Below are 19,891 nucleotides of genomic sequence, written 5' to 3' on the forward strand. Positions count from 1 at the left end.
CAATTATTTACTGCAACATAAAGATGTCATTGATTTGATTGAACGTAGGGGAGGGAATCCAGTTGGTACATTTCTAATGTTTGATGAAAAAACGGAAGAATTGGCTAAAGAAATCGGTTTAGATATATGGTTCCCACCAGCAGCGTTAAGACAACGTTGTGATAATAAAATGGAAACGGTACGTATTGGTAATAAGGCTGGTGTTTATTCTGTTCCAAACGCATTGGTCAAAGTAGATAGTTATGCACATTTACAACAACTGGCGGCTGAACATGGTTTAGGTCATGATTTGGTTGTGCAAACAGCATTTGGTGATTCAGGCCACACCACCTTTTTCATTTCCAATGAAGAAGAGTTTAATAAACATAAAGAAGATATTATTAAAGACCCTGAAGTCAAAGTCATGAAGCGCATCAATTGCCGTGGTGCGACATTAGAAGCTTGTGCAACACAGTCTGGAACATTGGTTGGTCCATTGCTGACAGAAGTCGTTGGTGCAACTGAGCTGACACCTTATAAAGGTGGTTGGTGTGGGAATGAAATTTTCCCTGGTGCATTTTCCGAAAGTGTTCGCACGAAAGCCCGAGACATGGCAGAAAAATTTGGTAATCAATTGTTGAATGAAGGTTATCGAGGCTATTTCGATTTAGACTTTTTAATTGATATTGATACAGATGAAGTCTATCTAGGTGAATTAAACCCACGTATTTGTGGTGCAAGCCCGATGACGAATCATGCGGCATTTGCTTATGCAGATGCACCATTATTCTTATTCCATTTACTTGAATTTTCAGGCGTACCATTTGATTTAAATGTCAAAGAAATCAATGAGCGCTGGGCACAGCCACATTTTATTGATTCTTGGTCACAGGTTGTTATTAAATTTACTGAAAATAAAGTCGATCAAGTGACACATGCGCCACCGACAGGTATTTATCGAATGGCTCAAGATGGTAGTGTCTCTTATCAGCGTTTTGATTATAACCGTAAGGCGATTGATACTGAACAAGAGGCATTCTTCTTACGTATCACAGGACCGGGTGATTTCCGTTATGAAGGTGCTGATCTCGGTATTTTAATTACACGTGGTCGTTCAATGGATGATAATTTTAAATTGAACCTGAGAGCACGTGATTGGATTCGAGGCATAAAAAGCTACTATGCGGGTAAACCGATCGTTACGACACATCATGAATCTATACCTGAGCCTGGGGCTTTTAAAATACTATAGGAATGGATCATGTCAATTGAACTTCAGTTCCAAGCATGGAAGGAAGACATGCCTGATCAACAATGGCAAAAGGTATTTAACCAATACTGGCCAGGTTATCGAGCATGGTTTTTGCGGAGTGGTACTGTAGGTAGACCAACCTATTTGGAATGTAGGAAGGCCTTGCGGACATACATGCCTGAGTTGATCCCTATTTGGGAAAGACTGGTTGAACTTGCGGGTGGTGGAGATGTCGAGTCACGGTTTTTATCTTTATGGTGTCCACCACCGTATATTGCGGGTTGTTCTCAAGGTGTTTGGTTAGATCCTCATGGCTATGAAGAACCGATGTTATTACGCAATTATGATTTTGCTCCAGTCTTGCTAGAAGGCAACTGGATAAGTACACGCTGGCTTGGACAGCGTGTACTGGCAATGAGTGATTGTTTGTGGGGAGCATTGGACGGTCTGAATGAGGCGGGTTTATCGATATCATTATCTTTTGGTGGACGGACAGTGTCAGGTACGGGGTTCGGGGTTCCCCTCGTGCTTAGATATATTTTAGAAACTGCTCAAAATACAGCTCAAGCAGTCAGTATTCTTAAACGTATCCCCGTTCATATGACTTATAGTATTACCTTGCTTGATCAAGCAGGAGAGTGGGCAACGGTTTTTGTTAGCCCAGACAGAGCGCCTGAGGTGGTTCATCAACGTGCTGTGACTAACTTTCAGCATACGGTTGAATGGCAACAACATGCAAAAGCAACCCATGCGATTGAGCGTTTAGAAGTGTTGCAGCAAAACCTTGAATATGCATCTCATTCACATGAGGCAATACAAGCGATGCTTTGTAAACCGCTGTATCAGGAGGCATGGTTACGGGGGTACGGTACGTTATATTCTGCCGTGTATCGACCATTATCGAGGAGTGTTGAACTTTTATGGCCACAACAATCATGGCGACAAACGATACAAAACTTTGAAGAAGCCAATAGGACAATTTCTTTATCTGCGTATTAATGTTAGAAGCAAATCAAGAAAGTTGGTTATCGATTAATAAAGCGTATTTTTGCTGTTCAACCTTAGACACAAGGATGCCTCTGTCTGTCAATATTAAGCATTGGTGGTCCCTGTGACTGAGGGTGTGAAGATCTGATTATTATAAATTTATTGTAGTGATAGCTTTCTAGGTTATATCTAGCTATCTTGGTTTTTATAGCGTGTTCACGCTAAACAATTATGTTATGGGGTTCGACAAAATTTGCTGATCAATACACAGTGCTCTTTTACATTTTTCAAATCGAAAATACATCATATTCCAAGTTTAGCGGAATGAATCATTTTAATTTCACCACAAAGCATATTATTTTCTTGTTTACATTCTCAATATTTTCAATCAAATGCGACTGACTGATGTGGTACTTCATGATTTGATTATTGCGATATGATATGAAAGATTGTTGAATGAGAGTAGCCTATTCTTCGTGGATATGTTTGTATGTTTATGATTTAAAAATGAAGTAAAAATGTTATGTATCGATTACCACCTTTAAATGCACTCAGGGTTTTTGAAGCTGTTGCTCGGCTGGGAAGCGTACGTCGAGCAGCTGATGAATTATGTGTAACGCCTCCAGCAATCAGTCATCAAATTGCTAAATTAGAAGAACATTTGGGGCAAGCATTGTTTATCAGGAGAGGCCGTACACTCCTTTTGACTGAGACTGCATGTAATTATTTGACAGAAATTCGTCCTACTTTACAAGCCATTAGCCGAGCAACACTCGTAGCAAGTAAAGATAATACACGTGAAACTTTGACCATTTCAGCTCCACCAACACTAATAAGTAAATGGTTGTTACCACGCTTAACTCAGTTTTTTGAATTATTTCCAGAATATGATGTCAGATTAGTTGACCGTATGACATTAGATCTTGAAGAACAAAGTATAGATGTCGCCATAGAATATCGTTTTGAAGAGATCGCTCATTTTTCCACACAGCAACTTTTTGATGATCAAATTGTTGCATTGGCGAGCCCTACATTTGTCAAGCAGCATCATTTATTTACGATGGATAAATTGGAAGGTTTAACTTTGATTGAAACTGAACGGAGATTGAATTCCTGGCGATCACTTTTAGCGCATTATCCTTGGGTTAATCAACAACGATATTTATCCGTTGGATATTCATTACAAGCTTTTGATGCAGCTGAGTTAGGTCTTGGGGTAGCATTAGGTAATTTAATTAATGCACAAGATATGATTGCATCAGAAAAATTGTGTGTCCCATTTGAAATTGATAAAGAAAGTATTCCTCCCTTACCTCACTATTATTTAAGTATTCCACCATACAAAGAGCGATGGAGTAGAGTATCGAACTTTGTAGATTGGATCACTTCATTAAGTATTAGTAAAAATTAACTGTTAAGTTTTTTTATTCATTTTCTAAAAAATTAATCAATTTATTTTTCTATCTTCTTCCTTACATAATGAGCCTTACTTAAAAAGTAGCAACTGGTCTTTAGTGTGTTTGAAAATGAGAACATGATGCCCGTCAATAGGTGACAAGTGGGTATTTTCAACAAGCTAAGGAGATGCTGTTTTTAAGAATGTTAAAAATAGGATCGGCTAAGGAGAAGCCTAATGAGCACGGATCAGAATATTGGCAAAAAACTCAATGCAAATATAGATCAAAAAACACGCATTAAATCAATTTTAGGTGGTTCAGCAGGCAATTTAGTCGAATGGTATGACTGGTTTGCCTACAGTATGTTTACATTATATTTTGCTAAATCTTTTTTTCCAGCAGGTAATCAGACAGCAGAATTATTACAAGCTGCAGCTGTATTTGCGATTGGCTTTTTAATGAGGCCGATTGGTGCATGGTTAATGGGAATTTTTGCTGATCGGAGAGGTCGTAAAGCTGGCCTCACACTTTCTGTTACGTTGATGTGTATCGGTTCAATATTGATTGCTATCGCACCAACCTATCAACAGATCGGTGTATTTGCACCAATTATCTTAATTATTGCACGGCTTATTCAAGGTTTGAGTATTGGAGGTGAGTATGGCGCAAGTGCAACATATCTCAGTGAAATGGCAGGCAAAAATCGTCGTGGATTTTTCTCTAGTTTTCAATACATGACAATCCTAGCAGGTCAGTTACTTGCCTTAGCCACCTTAATTTTGTTGCAAACGATACTTACAGATTCTCAGCTGTATGACTGGGGATGGCGTATTCCATTTTTTGTCGGTGCAATTTTAGCCTTATCTGTCTTTATCATTCGACGTGGAATGGTTGAAACACAATCTTTTAAAAATGCGACTCAAGAAGTGAAGTCAAGCGCTTTTGCCTTATTTAAACATCATCCTAAAGAAGCTTTAGCAGTCCTATTGTTAACTGCTGGAGGAACAATTTCATTTTATGCCTATACGTCATATATGCAGAAGTTTATGGTCAATACAACTGGATTTTCCAAAGAAGTAGCTTCAATTGTATCTGCTATAACAATCTTTATTTTTATGTGTATGCAGCCTGTAATGGGGGCAATATCCGATAAAATAGGACGTAAAGCTGTGATGATTTTCTTTGGTATTGGGGGAGTATTATTTACTTATCCGATATTCACGACTGTGGCTAGCACGACAAGTCCAATTATTGCAGGACTATTAATATTATTTGGCATGATATTTTTGTCAGGATACACTTCAACCAGTGCTGTGATTAAGTCTGAAATGTTTCCTTCGCATATCCGAGCGTTGGGTGTTGCATTACCTTATGCAATAGCAAATACTATTTTTGGTGGAACTTCTGAATTGGTTGCATTACAGTTCAAAAACATCGGCCATGAAAACTTCTACTTCATTTATGTAACTGTACTCTGCGCAGTTTGTTTGATCTATTTTATTCGAATGAAAGATCAACAAAAACATAGTCGTATTCTTGAAGATTAATATAATAAATTAAGCAAAACCATGACATTTGTGATGGTTTTGCTGCTATTTCTAACATCAATAAATATGTATTACTGCACAACTAATTTTTTTATGCATTTTTCAACCATATCATGATTCACTTGAATGGCGTGTAAGCTAGAAATTTATGATACCCAAAATTACGTTATTCTCAAATTAGTGACTCTCAAATTAATAATTCTCAAATCAGTATTCAGTTATTGCCATCATTCTTCAATATGTCAATAGAGTCATCGTTATGCATGCACCTTATGCTAAACAAGCTCTTAACTCAGCTTTACTGTGTAGTTTATTGTGCGGTAATCAAAAGCATTGTTTTCCCAGGGTTGATTTTTAGACATTTATCATTGTGATCTATGTATTTGATTATCGAGCCCAAAAGTTCATGCCACGCTTTTAAATTTATTGTGCGTTAGACGATATGAGTTTTCCAATATTCAAAAATTGTGGGTGAAGTTATTTAGATAATGATTGAGAAATATCTCTGTTAAGTTTTTTTTTCTATTTTATAAAAAAATAATCAATTTTTTTTCTAATCATCTTGTTTACATAATGGGTCTTTCCAAAAGTTAAGAGATTACTCTTTAGAATAGGCGAGGATAAGGATGTGAAACCATTAGAAGGATTATTAATTGTTGCGATAGAACAAGCTTTAGCAGCACCATTATGTACATCACGATTGGCTGATGCAGGTGCAAGAGTGATTAAAGTTGAACGCAAAGAGGGCGATTTTGCACGGGGCTATGATGAGGCTGCAAAAGGTGCAAGTTCATATTTCACTTGGACAAATCAAGGCAAAGAATCTGTCGTTCTTAATTTTAGAGAAGATGAGGATGCTGCCATTCTCGAAAGCCTGATCTCACAAGCAGATGTTTTTATTCAAAACCTCGCACCGGGTGCAATGAGTCGTGCTGGATTTGGATCTGACCGATTACGTAAAGATTACCCAAAGTTAATTACTGTTGATATTTCAGGCTATGGTGAAAGTGAGTCGGTAAAGCACCTTAAAGCATATGATTTTCTGATTCAAGCTGAATCTGGCCTAACTGGAATTAGTGGTGGCGAAAATGAAATGGGACGTATAGGTGTCTCGATTTGTGATATTGGTGCGGGTATGACAGCTCATGCAGCAGTACTTGAAGCACTGATAAAGCGTTCAAGAACGGGACAAGGTTCCGCATTGGCAATTTCATTATTTGATGTTGCTGCAGATTGGATGAGTGTGCCACTCATGCATCAAGAGTATGGAAATGGCGCACCTAAACGTGTTGGATTAAAACATCCAAGCATGGCGCCATACGGGGCTTTCCCAAGTTCTGATCATGCTTTAACTTTAATCTCAGTGCAAAATGAACGCGAATGGGTACGATTCTGTGAAATTGTTTTAGGTGATCGAAATATTGCGATTGATCATCGTTTTTCATCGAATAACCTGCGAGTTCAAAACCGAGAAGTACTCGAGCAGCTTATCACTTCTATAACTCAAGGTTTGACACAAGAGGTTCTCAAACAACGTTTAGCCGCTGCTGACATTGCTTTTGGAGCAGTGAATAGTGTAGAGGATTTAGCAAAACATCCTGCATTGGTTCGTCGTCGTGTTCGAAATGAAACTGGCGATGAAGTCAGCATTCCTCGATTACCAATTCGTTGGTTAGAAGAGGAAAAAAATAGAGTGAATGAACAACAAGCTCCTCAGCTTGGTGAACATACTCAAAAAATTAAAAAAGAGTTCAACTGTGAGTTAGAGGCTTAAGGAAAAAGTATGAATACACTAAATGTTATGGACTGGCTTGGACGTAAAGAGACTTTAGAGGATACGCTTCGCTTACAACCCGCACACTTTATGCAAGCAACTTTAGATCAAGACCCTAGTCTAAAACTAGGTGATAGGCTTCCTGCACTTTGGCATTGGATTTATTTCTTAGAGGCCAAACCTGCAAGTCAACTTGGTCGTGACGGTCATCCTAAAAAAGGAGGCTTCCTACCTCCTGTAAGTTTACCGCGCCGTATGTGGGCAGGTGGGCGATTTTCATTTATTGCACCTATTCCTCTAGGAAGTGAAGTAAAAAAAGTTTCATCAATCAAAGATATTTCTTATAAGCATGGTCGTACAGGTGAGTTATGTTTTGTAACAGTACTTCATGAATTCTATGTTAATGATGTATTGGCCCTGACTGAGGAACAAGATATTGTTTATCGAGAAGATCCTCAACCCAATGTGCAACAACCTGAACCTTTAGCAGCCCCTGATCATGCAGAGTTTTCTGAGACAATCTCACCAAACCAAGTTCTACTATATCGTTATTCAGCATTAACTTTTAATGGGCATCGAATTCACTATGATGTGGACTATGCTAGAGATGTTGAAGGCTATGAAGGGTTAGTTTTTCATGGACCATTAACAGCAACCTTACTTGTCGACTTAGCGACCAGAACATTTGGTCGCCAGCCAAGCGAGTTTTCATTTAAAGGATTAGCACCGATTACTGCAAATCATGATTTCAAAATTGAAGGGGTTCGGGAAGGTAATGTGATGCATTTATGGGCCCGACGCCATGATGGTGCGTTAGCTATGAAGGCACAAGCCGTTTTCTCCTAATGGAAAACTGCTACAACTTATTTAATGCATGAGAGCTTAAAAGATGAATGTGTTGCTACCTAGATCTTGGTTATATGTGCCTGGTAACAAGAGTGATTTAGTCAAAAAAGCAAGTAATGGTAGTGCTGATGCTATCGTAATTGATTTTGAAGATGCTGTTTTAACAGCAGATAAGCCTGTTGCTCGCAGCCAGTTGATCCATCATGTTGAATTATTGAAAGCTCAAAATAAATTGATCGCAGTGCGAGTCAATGGACCTAAGGAGCTATTGGATCAGGATCTTGAAGTATTACGAACTTGTGTACCAGACTATCTGATTCTCCCTAAGGTAGAGAGCCCTAGCCAAATTCAATATGTTGTTGATCAAATGAAAGGTTTTGATACTCGTATCATTGGTTTGATTGAAAGTCCAATAGGTGTATTGAATGCTCCTTTGATTGCCCAATCACATAAAAATCTTGTTGCACTGAGTATAGGCAGTGAGGATTTATCATTTGAAATGCAAATGCAGCCATGTTGGGATAGCCTTTATGTTTCAAGTATGCAAGTAAATATAGCCTGTAAGGCTGCGGGCATTCTTTGTATTGGTTATATTGGAAGTATAGCTGAATTTCGTGAGCTAGATCGATTCAAACTTTCGGTGGAACGTTCTGCTCCACTTGGTTTTTTAGGTGGTTTTGCCATTCATCCTGCACAAGTTGCGATATTAAATGAAGTGTTTACTCCTTCTGGTACAGAGATTGAATTGGCTAGACGGATTGTAAAAGAGTTTTCAGCTGCGCAAAATGAATCTAAAGGCGCGATTGCAGTTGATGGGAAAATGGTTGACCTACCAGTTGCTCGGCGAGCACAACAATTGCTCGAGAGATTTGGTCATTTATTTGACTAATATTAAAACCGTCATGTTTTTATACATGGCGGTTTTTTAACAGTTTCATAAATGCTTTCAAATGAGTCATTGTTTTGGATATAAAGCCTAAGCTAATCACCCAAAGTGTTATTTGTGAAGAGATTAATATTGATTAAAAGAACCTATATCTCTAGCTGTCAACATATAAGCTCAATAAATTCCCTTTCTAAAGTTTGATTTTGTGTCACTTTATACAACATACAACTTAATTTATTGCATAAACTATTGAAATAATTTACAAAAAATAAATAGAATAGATTGAAATATCAGTATCTACTCATATATCAAAATAATGCGAAGGTGAGTTATTTGCAGTAAAAATTATTTGATTGCAATCTGAATTTAGAGGTATTTCCTTTTATTTGGGATTAAGCGGTTTTTATTCCAAGATAACTAGAGTAGTCACAATCTTAGTATTGGTTAGAGCGATTTGTTTTACACTGTTCTTTAACGATTTTTGGCATTTTTACAGTAAAACTTCTTACCGCAAAAAATAGGCATCAAGTTAGATTTTTATAGACTTGTTTGGATTTTTATTTTATTAATATACTGAATTTTAATAATTTTATGTATTGTTCTGGAATATTTGAGATCAAAATAAACCATAAAATGGTGTGCCCTGCGGGACTCGAACCCACGTCGGTCGCTTAGGAGGCAACTGCTCTATCCAGTTAAGCTAAGGGCGCAAAAGTGGAGCTAATGTAGCTGATTTTATTCAAAAAAAATAGTTATTGTCGAAACAATAACTATTTAACAATAACTCTTTTATGCTTTTCTATACAGAATCTTGTATAGAACGAACATTAATACGATCCAGATTGGAATCATGATTACAGCACCGCTCAGACCCTGTGTCCACATGATGTAAAGCACTACAGCAATAAATCCAAGAACCAGATAGTTACTAAAAGGTGACCAAAGTGCAGGGAATAATGGTGTTTTCGCTTTGCCTTTCATCGCCTTCATAAATTGAAGATGGGTTAAGCTGATCATGGCCCAGTTCAATACCAAAGCACCAACAACAATGTAAATTAAGTTGCTGAGTGCATCTTCTGGCACGAAATAGTTTAAAAGTACACAGCCAAAAATTAGCAATGCCGAAAACAAAACTGCTGGAATCGGTACACCATTCTTATTGGTTTTACTGAATATTTTAGGCGCATTACCTTGTTGAGCTAAACCAAATAACATACGGCTATTGGCATACATACCACTGTTATATACAGAAAGCGCTGCTGTTAAGATAATGAAATTGAGTAAATGTGCTGCCCAACCAATTCCCAATTGACTGAAAATCATAACAAATGGACTTTTATCCAAGCCACCGAGGTGTAATTGATTCCAAGGCACAAGTGACAATAGAATTGTTAATGATCCCACATAGAAAATTAAAATTCGGAAAACAACTTGGTTGATTGCTTTAGGAATAGTTTTCTCTGGATTCTCCGCTTCAGCTGCTGCCATACCAATCAATTCAATGCCGCCAAAAGCAAACATTAAAAATGCAAGCATGTAAAACAGCCCATCAAAGCCATGTGGGAAAAATCCACCCTGTGTCCAAAGGTTGCTAAACGATGCTGTTGAACCTGCGTCGGCTGTTAATAATAGATATAAGCCAAAAACAATCATTGAAACAACGGCTGCAACTTTGATTATAGATAACCAAAATTCTGATTCACCATAAAATTTAACATTGGCTAAATTAACTACAGTGACAATCACAAAGAAAAATAGTACTGAAGCCCATGCTGGAATATGAGGCCACCAATAATTAATATATTTAGCGACAGCTGTTAACTCTGTCATTGCCACCAAGATATACAAAATCCAGTAATTCCAACCTGCCAAAAATCCGGGAAATTTCCCCCAATATTTATTGGCAAAATGGCTAAATGAACCTGCAACAGGCTCTTCAACAATCATTTCACCCAATTGACGCATAATTAAGAAAGCAATTAAACCGCCAATCGCATAACCTAAAATAATAGATGGACCTGCAGATTGTATGACCTGTGCTGAACCTAAAAATAATCCTGTACCAATCGCGCCACCCATGGCTATCAATTGAATGTGTCTATTTTTAAGTCCACGATGTAATTGTGTAGACTCGTTGCTCAATTTTTCCAGCTCTATTTATTCGAATTTAATCATTGTAATTGATTGGTAACAGTAAACCTAGTAGACGAGAGATTTATGTAAGCGAACTGTAAAGTCAAAAAAAAGATTATTGAATAATCTATTTCATTTTCAATAAAATAAATTATTTATTATTGTTTAAATTTTAAATCAAACTGAACAATATTTAGCCTCAATATAAAAATATTTAAGACTTAAGTGCATCAATCGATATTTTTGTTGAAAAAAAGGGTAGTATAAAACTGAATGATGGTTCATTATTTGGTTGCAACAATGATAAACGAAAGGAATGTATAAGATGAGTTTTGCACCACAGATCAAAATCCCTGCAACGTATATGCGCGGTGGTACAAGTAAAGGTGTCTTTTTTAAAATAGATGACTTACCAGAACGTGCACAAATTGCAGGTGTTGCGAGAGATCAATTATTGCTTCGTGTGATTGGTAGTCCAGATCCTTATGGGAAGCAAATTGATGGGATGGGTGGTGCAACTTCAAGTACCAGTAAAACTGTTCTTTTGGCCAAAAGTACTCAACCAAACCATGATGTCGATTATCTTTTTGGACAAGTTTCAATTGATAAAGCATTTGTAGATTGGAGTGGTAATTGCGGCAATTTAACCGCAGCGGTGGGATCATTTGCGATTAGCAATGGGTTGGTTGCTCAAGACCGTATTCCTGAAAATGGTCTTTGCACTGTTCGAATTTGGCAAGCTAATATTAAAAAAACCATCATTGCACATGTTCCAATAACCAATGGGCAAGTACAAGAAACAGGTGATTTTGAATTAGATGGTGTAACTTTTCCTGCCGCTGAAGTTCAAATTGAGTTTTTAGATCCTGCTGATGATGGTGAAGACGGTGGGGCAATCTTCCCAACAGGTCATGTTACTGACACACTTGATGTGCCTGAAATTGGAAGTTTTCAAGTGACATTGATCAATGCAGGTATTCCTACAATTTTCTTAAATGCAGAAGATATTGGTTACCAAGGTACTGAATTACAAGATGATATAAATAATGATAATGCTGCACTGGCACGTTTTGAAAAAATTCGTGCTTACGGTGCTGTAAAAATGGGACTGATTCAAGACATAAGTGAAGCAGCGAATCGCCAACATACCCCTAAAATTGCATTTGTAGCAAAACCGAAAGCATATACGTCTTCAAGTGGTAAATTAGTGAATGAGAATGATGCTGATTTATTGGTTCGAGCATTATCAATGGGTAAATTGCATCATGCCATGATGGGAACAGCGGCCGTTGCAATTGGTACTGCAGCAGCGATTCCAAATACTTTGGTCAACCTTGCAGCAGGTGGCGGAGAACGAGAAGCGGTACGATTTGGACATCCATCAGGGACATTAAGAGTGGGTGCACAGGCCTTGAATGAAAATGGTCAATGGGTGGTTAAAAAAGCCATTATGAGTCGTAGTGCAAGAGTTCTTATGGAAGGTTGGATTCGGGTTCCGGCAGATAGTTTCTAGTCGTTATCACATTGAGTATTTTGAAATTTTTCAATGATTAAGAAGCGGTATGTTATCTATTAAAAACAAAGTTTCAGCTTTGCTGTTCGCTGAAAACTGTTGTTGTTGTAAATAAAGATGTATTACCAATTGTCGTTCGTATTGAAGTACACATTCTTAGAAAATTTAAGCTTTGCATTTGAAAGGTTTAAATTAATGTGAATTTCATCATGTTATGTATTATTTTTGCTTAATGTATGGCAGAATGCGTTCAAATTTACGGTTGAATCGTTGATAAGTCAGTCATTTCAAGTTTAAAAGCCTAAAAATGCTTCTGAGCTCAATTTGACCTGTCATTTCATTAAGCACGTAATTGATGCCTTATTTTTGGATAATAATTTTTAATATCAATGGTTTAAGATATTAAGTCCTATTCTAAAATCTGCATCCTGCTATACTGATTTTAAATTTAACTTTATTAGAATAAAAATGTTAACCCAGGGTTAATTTTTAATTATTGAGTTCATTGATCATTCAATCTGAAAGATGGATTAGGTTCAAAGTGTTATGAGTTTGAGGTAGTCTATGGAAGCGGAATATATAAAAATCAAACAAGCTATTGATAATATGGATGTGATTGATTTTTTAAAGCAATCAGACAAATTGTATTTGGTTTCTTTTATTTCCCAATTTCCGTTGCCGATTGCTATTTTTGATAAAAATGCTCGCTTTTTAGGTGTAAATCAAAAATTTTCAGATATTTATGAAAGTGATGCTTTGTACCTTTTTGACAAATTATTAAATACATTTTCTTCTGTTGTACATGCTCAATTTCAAGAAGCATTAGCTGCCTTTGAACAGAATGAGAGTTATTCTGAACAGGTTTTTTATGTTAAAGGAAAGTTCTATCTTTCCTATTTTAAACCGATGCGTGATCAAAACAATCATGTAGAAATGGTGATGTTGGTCTGTTCAGATGTTACTCGATTAAAACGTCGTGAAAATGTTTTGTTATTCAACAATAAAAAGTTACATGATCATCTGTATTTGGATTTTGTGACTGGATTACAAAATAAAATGGCGTTTGATCATTATATTAATGAGTTATTTCAGAAAAAAAATAAAGAACATTATTCTTTTTTAAAAATTGATTTGGATGATTTCAAGCGCTTCAATCAGTTACATAGTTATACCAGTGGAGATCAAGTACTTTCGCAATTGGGGGAACTATTCAATGAAACGATTGCTTATACAGAAGCTAAAATTTTTCGATTAAATTCAGCAAGTTTTGTTGTTGTGATCACTAGTCTTACAGAGTGGGCAGCAATCACACTTGCGGAAAGATTAAAATTTACCATTGCAGATCAGCAAATTATATTTGGAAAAGCTGATGAGTATTTAACAGCATCAATCGGGATTTATCATTTAAATCAATTGGATAATGTAGTTAGCTTTGATATTTTACAAAAACTGGATGAAGCGGTACGCTCTGCGAAAGAACAGGGTAAGAACGGACTGTATGTATTAAAAGATTAAGTCATGATCCAACTCAATTATATTGAATAGATAGGCAATAAATACATTACTTTTTATTATATGTTTATCAAGAGATTCCCTCTGCTCATAAAGAATTGAATTAATTCATGTTTAAAAAAGCCAGTGGCTAAATGGTTCTCGCTTTTACTTTATTTTCTTTCACATTCAATTATTAAAGTATACACATCAGTTAGAGATCTGGATGGCATGGTTAAATGAGTTGTTGGTTTAATTCGAGCCAACTTGAAAGTCCTTCTAAATTGTCTAATAAAAATTTTAAAATGGATACCTTGATTTACATTGAGTAGAGTGAAGCATTGCTGTTGCTTTGGAATTAAGGGGTGTGAATTATGATGACTCATAGTAGAATGTTCACACTCATCAAATATACCAATTTATCTAGAATTCATTTTTCATTGGATGCTAGAAATTCGTACAAATCGAGGCGGATGTGACTTCTATTCCAAATGTAAACGCAGAAATTTTAAAACGTGCTCAACAGCAAATTCAGCAAGATTTACAAACAGCTTTGGATGCCTTTTCATTACCAGAACCTTTGAAATCTGCTGTTCATCATACGGTGATGCTGGGAGGTAAACGAGTTCGACCTGCTTTATGTTACGCCACTTCACATTTAAAAAACGATAATCCAAATTTTGCAGCAGTACGTCGAGCTGCTGTGGCTATTGAGTTTATTCATTGTTATTCACTAGCACATGATGATTTACCGTGTATGGATAATGACTTATTGCGCCGTGGACAACCAACCTGTCATGTTGCATATGGCGAAGATACTGCATTACTCGCGGGTGATATTCTTCAGTCAATGGCCTTTGAAGTTTTAGGTAGTCGCCTATTTGATCAAGGGCAATCTGTTGATCAAGCGGTTATATTAAAACAAATGCAGATTTTGGCAACCGCAAGCTCTAAAATGGTATGTGGTCAAGTTCTAGATTTACAAGCCGAAGGGAAGCATGTTGACCAAGAACACTTGGAAAATATTCACCGTAATAAAACAGGTGCGCTCATTCAGGCTGCCATCATGATGGCTGCAGTAACGATTTTTGCGGGGACTGATCAAGCGATTCCCCAATTGAGACAATATGGGCAAGCAATCGGCCTTGCTTTCCAAGTTCAAGATGATATTTTGGATGTGATTTCAGACACTGAGTCTTTAGGTAAAACTGCGGGTAAAGATGAACAAGTAGACAAGTCTACTTATCCTGCGTTGATGGGTTTAGAGAATGCCAAAATTTATGCGCAAGAATTGCATGATCAAGCGTTTAGTGCTTTGGAATATTTTGGTGATCATGCTCAAGAGTTAAATCAGATCTCGCAGTTTTTATTGGCTCGTCAAAATTAATCAGACCATGACTTTTAGTTTTTAAATCAATTGGACAGTTGTTGTTTGGTTTAGAAATCTTGAGATGCTAAAGTGTCAGTAGAAAAGTTGAAGTCAAAAAATAGGCAACTCAAAAGTTGCCTAATTCATATGAAAATGAACAATTAGGTTAGTTATTTCTACCCATCACCCCACGAATAGTGTTCATGATATCTGCTGGAAGAACCACTGTTTTTGCATTATTCGATTTAGACATATCCTGCATAGCCTTGACATATTGCTCACCAAGTAAGTAAGCAACAGGGACTTCTTTATCTCCAACAGCTGCTGTGACCATTTCAATGGCTTTTTGTGAAGCTTCTGCAAGTACAACCTGTGCTTCTGCATCACGACGTGAAGCTTCTAAGCGACCATCAGCTTCTAAAATAGCGGCTTGCTTTTCACCATCTGCTCTAGTCACAGTTGCGCGACGCTGACGTTCAGCTGCAGCTTGAGCTTCCATCGCTGCTTGCATTGTACTTGAGGGTTGAATATCTTGAATTTCAACAGTTTTAAGGGTAATTCCCCAGTCAGAAATATCATCCGAAATAGCCGCTTTTAGCTTGGCTTTAATGTGGTCACGAGAGGACAATGCATCATCTAGATCCATTTCACCGACAATCGAACGCAGTGAAGTTTGCACTAGATTTTGGATTGCCCAAGTATAGTTTTCAATACCATAGACTGCTTTTTCAGGCGTCGTTAAGTTAATATATGCCACAGCATTCATAACCAAAACAGCATTATCACGAGTAATGACTTCTTGAGAAGGTATATCCAATACAATATCTTTGGTCGTAACTTTATATGCAACTTCGTCTACATAAGGAATAACAAAGTTAAGTCCTGGATTGAGTGTTGAATGGTATTTACCAAGACGTTGTACGATCCATTTATAACCTTGCGGAACAATGCGAACGCCTTTGAAAATCGTGACAGCAACAAATGCAAAAATTGCTAAAACAACAATAGAACCAAATCCCATTTATTTTTCCTCTTTGTTCTTTATGATGATATTGATGAATAAGGCTGTACAACGAGGTCATTACCCAAAATATCAGTCACTCTTACTCGATCACCAACTTGTACAGGTGATAATGTACGGCAATTCCACTCATCGGAACCCAAAACAGGCATAGGAAAGCGAACGCGAATCTGATCGTGCGACAGTCCGATTTGAATGACCATCCCAGTTTGTCCAATGGTCGCTTCACGAGGTAAACCCGCTTTGGTTTTATCAACAGACAATGGTTTGATGAATTTAAACCAAGCCACAGTACAAATGATCGAAAGAATAATCCAACTGATGATTTGTAAGGTGAAACTCATGCTTGGAAAAAGCCACAATAAAATGCTGACCACGACAGCGGCTATGCCAAACCATAATGCAGCAAATGCAGGTAAAATTAGTTCAGATAAGATCAGCAAAATGCCTAAGACAAACCAATGCCACGGTTCAAAAACAAAGTTCATACATCTACTCTAGTGATTATCATTGATATAGATGACGCATCATCTACATCAATGTAGCAGATCATTTTAAAACTGCATATAAAAACTTGATTATTCTTATTTAAACCGCGTTTAGAATTTAGCTCGAGGCGCTGGTTTTAAAGCCGCAGGCGATTTTTTAAAGTTTGTAATCGCTGCTTGAATTGCAGTAATTTTGAGTTGAGCTGCTTTTTCACCTTCTAAAATGGCTTGATTGCTAGACTTCAAATCTAAAGTACCTAAATTCCCGACTTTAGGCTGAATCACGACATTTGCTTGACTCAACTCTTGATTGATACTTTGTTGCCCCATAATGTTAATGGTTTGATCTAATAAACCCCACATATTCATAGGTTGATTACCACTTGGGCGGGCAGAAATATCGACTGCAATCACAATGTCTGCGCCCATATCACGTGCGGTTTGCACTGGAATTGGACTGACTAAACCACCATCTACATATTTGGTTTTTCCAATCGTCGTAGGCACAAAAACATTGGGAATACTACAAGATGCACGTACTGCCTGACCTGCATTTCCTTTGATAAATTCAGCTTTTTTGCCATTGTCTAAACGAGTTGCTACAGCAGCAAAACGAATAGGGAATTGTTCAATGGATTTATTGGCAACATTACGATTGATAAAGTCTTGCAGTTTCTGACCTAAAACAATGCCTTGACTGTTTAAGGTTAAATCACGTAAATCAGACTCTTTCAGTTGTTGTGCAATTTGCTGCATTTGATAAGGCGACTTTCCACTCGCATAAATACTACCAACGAAACTACCTGCACTGGTACCTGTGACAATTTTAGGTTTAATCCCGTGTGATTCTAAAACTTTAAGCACGCCAATATGTGCAAAACCTTTAGCACCACCACCGCCTAATGCAATTGCAACAACAGGTTCACGTGCCTTAATGGCAGTTGTTTGAGTCGGAGTTTTTGTGGTCTTGTCACAACCAACTAGGGCTAGACCCAATAAGCCTATAAATCCAAGTTGTTTAAAACGCATACTGTATTACTTTTGATCAGAAAATATGGGCACATCTCAACAGATTACATGATTTTTTTCTAGCCATTTTTCAAAAGTTTTTGTAATGGTTTGGATAACCAGCTTGGTTTTTTAGCTGAGAACTTCCCTTTAAAACGATTCAAAATGTCATCTAAATCTTTTTCATAGTCGCCTGTAGGTTCTAATATACCTAAGCAATGAATAGTTTTGTGATCATAATCAAAGGAGAAAATCGCAATAGGAATATTGGCTCCCATGGCAATATGGTAAAAACCACTTTTAATTTTATCAGCTTTTTTACGCGTTCCCTCAGGTGCAATTGCAATCCAAATTTTGTCTTGTTGTTTGATAATCTCGACAATTTCTTGGGTGAGACCATGAGGAACCGCTCTGTTCACAGGAATGACCCCTATCCATTCAAACAGACCTTTCAATGGCGTATTAAACAAGCTATCTTTACCAAAAATCGTGATCTTTAGTCCAATCCCGAGCATCGCCAGAAATGCATATAGCCCATCGAAATTTGAGGTGTGCGGTGCAATAAAGACAACAGTTTTGGGTAAATTGGGGAATTCTCCAACAAAGCGCCAACCTTGCACTAAATAGAGCCTTTTAAAAAGATTACGACTAATATGACTGCCACGTTGTGGAACGTGCTCAGGCAGTACTGGAAATTTATCTGACATATTTTTAGAATGACAAGTTTTCAAGTTTTAATGATATTTGGTGGGTAATCAGTTTTTAAATTTTATCAATTTTAACGTGATCAGCAGACGATGAATATTACAAAAATTTGTTATTAAAGCAATATAATAGCGCGGCTCTCGCATGATTTTGGATCAAACCGAATGTCTAAAATGTATTTACTGTTGTTCTCATTGTATTGGGCACAAGGTTTACCCGTTGGTTTCATGACGCATGCTTTACCTGTCATTTTACGTTCTCAAGGCGTTTCATTGGCACATATCGGAGGCTTTGGGTTACTAATGGCACCTTGGGCAATCAAAGTGCTTTGGGCGCCTTTTATTGATAAATTTGGGCATACACATTTGGGGCATTATCGTAGCTGGATTTTACCAACACAGTTTTTGACGATTCTCATCCTGATCATTTTATCTTTTCTACCAATTCAGTCACTCAATCAACCGATATATTTATTTTCTTTTTTTATTGCTTTACTTTGCATGAATAGCATTGGTGCGACACAGGATATTGCAACAGATGGTTTAGCTGTAACGATTCTCAAAAGTGAGCAACAACACCTTGGAAATATGTTCCAAGTGATCGGCTCTCGCTTAGGTTTTATTGTGGGTGGTGGCGCAATTTTATGGGCTATGGATTGGTTAGATTGGCAAAGTACTTTTTTAATTTTAGCCGCAATCGTTGCTTTAAATACCATTCCGATTTGGCGCTATAAAGAACCTATACATCAAAAAAGCATGGTCATTAATCAAGTTCAAAGCATCGTTCAAACTGAAATCGGCATTGTTGAAAAATTTAAATCATACTTAGATTATTTCTTTAAAAATGAACAAATGCGAACATGGTTTTGGGTCTTATGTAGCATCAAAATAATCGATGGTTTATCTGGGCCAATTACTAAACCTTTATTGGTGGACTTGGGTTTAAGCCTTTCACAAATTGGGATTTATATCACCATGTTAGGGGCTTTTGCAGCTTTATGTGGTGCTGGTTTTGCAGGTTTTTTATTAAAAAAAATAAAGCGTGATCGAGCTTTACTGGTATTTGCTATATTGAAGTTGATGAGTTTATCTGGCTTTGTTTGGTTAGCTGCGATGCATGAGCAACTGTTACCAGTTCCACCGTGGTTGATTTATGCGATCAATGCCTTAGAAGATCTTTCATCGGCAATGTTATTGGTCATTATTTTAACCTTAGTAATGCACTATAGCCGTAGTGAGCATGCTGGAACAGACTTCACTTTTCAAGTATCTATCATGGCGTGTGTGAGTGGAGTGCTTTATAGCATAAGTGGTGTGATTGGGGATTATTTAGGGTATTTAAACTTTATGCAGTTAATATTCATGATTGGATTAATGTGTTTAGTGCCTATTTATCGTTGGATGTATTATTTTAAATGATAATTATAATCACTATATTATCGTTTTATGTTGAATACACGATTTAATAGTGTTATTAAATCGTATATTTCCTTGGT

At 37.1% G+C, this 19,891-nt stretch carries 16 protein-coding genes and 1 tRNA gene; 11 read left to right on the top strand and 6 right to left on the bottom strand.

Going from position 1 to position 19,891, the window contains the following annotated elements:
* The 7 genes from D7V20_RS05590 to D7V20_RS05620 all read left to right on the top strand — a co-directional run.
* On the top strand, window positions 1–1,231 hold a 1,231-nt coding region (locus tag D7V20_RS05590; protein WP_120383339.1), incomplete at its 5' end, for a biotin carboxylase.
* Window positions 1,232–1,240: 9 nt separating this feature from the next.
* Window positions 1,241–2,230 (top strand): C45 family autoproteolytic acyltransferase/hydolase, encoded by a 990-nt coding sequence (locus D7V20_RS05595; protein ID WP_120383340.1) that lies wholly within the window; start codon window positions 1,241–1,243, stop codon window positions 2,228–2,230.
* A gap of 511 nt (window positions 2,231–2,741) precedes the next feature.
* Window positions 2,742–3,629: a LysR family transcriptional regulator gene (locus tag D7V20_RS05600; protein WP_120383341.1), complete on the top strand. Its 888-nt coding sequence runs from the start codon at window positions 2,742–2,744 to the stop codon at window positions 3,627–3,629.
* Window positions 3,630–3,851: 222 nt separating this feature from the next.
* The gene (locus D7V20_RS05605) at window positions 3,852–5,162 is read left to right on the top strand and encodes an MFS transporter (RefSeq protein WP_120383342.1); all 1,311 of its coding nucleotides are present in this window, start codon (window positions 3,852–3,854) and stop codon (window positions 5,160–5,162) included.
* A 628-nt stretch (window positions 5,163–5,790) separates the two neighbouring features.
* Complete coding sequence (locus tag D7V20_RS05610; protein ID WP_120383343.1) at window positions 5,791–6,936, top strand: CaiB/BaiF CoA transferase family protein; 1,146 nt, start codon at window positions 5,791–5,793, stop codon at window positions 6,934–6,936.
* Window positions 6,937–6,945: 9 nt separating this feature from the next.
* Entirely contained in the window at window positions 6,946–7,782 is an 837-nt protein-coding gene (locus D7V20_RS05615) for an FAS1-like dehydratase domain-containing protein (protein ID WP_120383344.1), read from the top strand.
* 43 nt (window positions 7,783–7,825) lie between these two features.
* Complete coding sequence (locus D7V20_RS05620) at window positions 7,826–8,671, top strand: HpcH/HpaI aldolase/citrate lyase family protein (RefSeq protein ID WP_120383345.1); 846 nt, start codon at window positions 7,826–7,828, stop codon at window positions 8,669–8,671.
* A gap of 631 nt (window positions 8,672–9,302) precedes the next feature.
* Here D7V20_RS05620 and D7V20_RS05625 read toward each other — a convergent pair.
* Both D7V20_RS05625 and D7V20_RS05630 read right to left on the bottom strand, forming a co-directional pair.
* A tRNA-Arg gene (locus D7V20_RS05625) sits at window positions 9,303–9,378 on the bottom strand.
* 79 nt (window positions 9,379–9,457) lie between these two features.
* On the bottom strand, window positions 9,458–10,810 hold the full coding sequence (locus D7V20_RS05630) for an amino acid permease (RefSeq protein ID WP_120383346.1): 1,353 nt from the start codon (window positions 10,808–10,810) through the stop codon (window positions 9,458–9,460).
* 316 nt (window positions 10,811–11,126) lie between these two features.
* Here D7V20_RS05630 and prpF point away from each other — a divergent pair, with 316 nt between their 5' ends.
* From prpF to D7V20_RS05645, 3 genes are all read left to right on the top strand, one after another.
* Window positions 11,127–12,314 carry a 2-methylaconitate cis-trans isomerase PrpF gene (gene prpF, locus D7V20_RS05635; RefSeq protein ID WP_120383347.1) on the top strand — a complete coding sequence of 396 codons (1,188 nt, stop codon included), beginning with the start codon at window positions 11,127–11,129 and terminating at the stop codon, window positions 12,312–12,314.
* Window positions 12,315–12,878: 564 nt separating this feature from the next.
* Window positions 12,879–13,829, top strand: a complete 951-nt coding sequence (locus D7V20_RS05640) for a GGDEF domain-containing protein (protein WP_120383348.1) — start codon at window positions 12,879–12,881, stop codon at window positions 13,827–13,829.
* 451 nt (window positions 13,830–14,280) lie between these two features.
* Window positions 14,281–15,192, top strand: a complete 912-nt coding sequence (locus tag D7V20_RS05645) for a polyprenyl synthetase family protein (protein ID WP_120383349.1) — start codon at window positions 14,281–14,283, stop codon at window positions 15,190–15,192.
* A 148-nt stretch (window positions 15,193–15,340) separates the two neighbouring features.
* On the opposite strand, the gene D7V20_RS05650 is transcribed toward D7V20_RS05645, so the two are convergent.
* The 4 genes from D7V20_RS05650 to D7V20_RS05665 form a co-directional block, all read right to left on the bottom strand.
* A complete protein-coding gene (locus D7V20_RS05650) occupies window positions 15,341–16,195 on the bottom strand; it encodes an SPFH domain-containing protein (protein WP_120383350.1) in 855 nt (284 codons plus the stop codon).
* Between the two features lie 20 nt (window positions 16,196–16,215).
* On the bottom strand, window positions 16,216–16,683 hold the full coding sequence (locus D7V20_RS05655) for an NfeD family protein (protein WP_120383351.1): 468 nt from the start codon (window positions 16,681–16,683) through the stop codon (window positions 16,216–16,218).
* A gap of 111 nt (window positions 16,684–16,794) precedes the next feature.
* Window positions 16,795–17,712, bottom strand: a complete 918-nt coding sequence (locus D7V20_RS05660; RefSeq protein ID WP_120383352.1) for a patatin-like phospholipase family protein — start codon at window positions 17,710–17,712, stop codon at window positions 16,795–16,797.
* Window positions 17,713–17,771: 59 nt separating this feature from the next.
* Complete coding sequence (locus tag D7V20_RS05665) at window positions 17,772–18,398, bottom strand: 1-acyl-sn-glycerol-3-phosphate acyltransferase (RefSeq protein WP_120383353.1); 627 nt, start codon at window positions 18,396–18,398, stop codon at window positions 17,772–17,774.
* A gap of 162 nt (window positions 18,399–18,560) precedes the next feature.
* Between D7V20_RS05665 and D7V20_RS05670 the strand changes: the two genes are divergently transcribed.
* Entirely contained in the window at window positions 18,561–19,814 is a 1,254-nt protein-coding gene (locus tag D7V20_RS05670; RefSeq protein WP_120383354.1) for an MFS transporter, read from the top strand.
* The last annotated feature ends 77 nt before the right edge of the window (window positions 19,815–19,891 follow it).

This window comes from Acinetobacter rongchengensis, from assembly GCF_003611475.1.
In the GTDB taxonomy this organism is placed as follows: Bacteria; Pseudomonadota; Gammaproteobacteria; order Pseudomonadales; family Moraxellaceae; genus Acinetobacter; species Acinetobacter rongchengensis.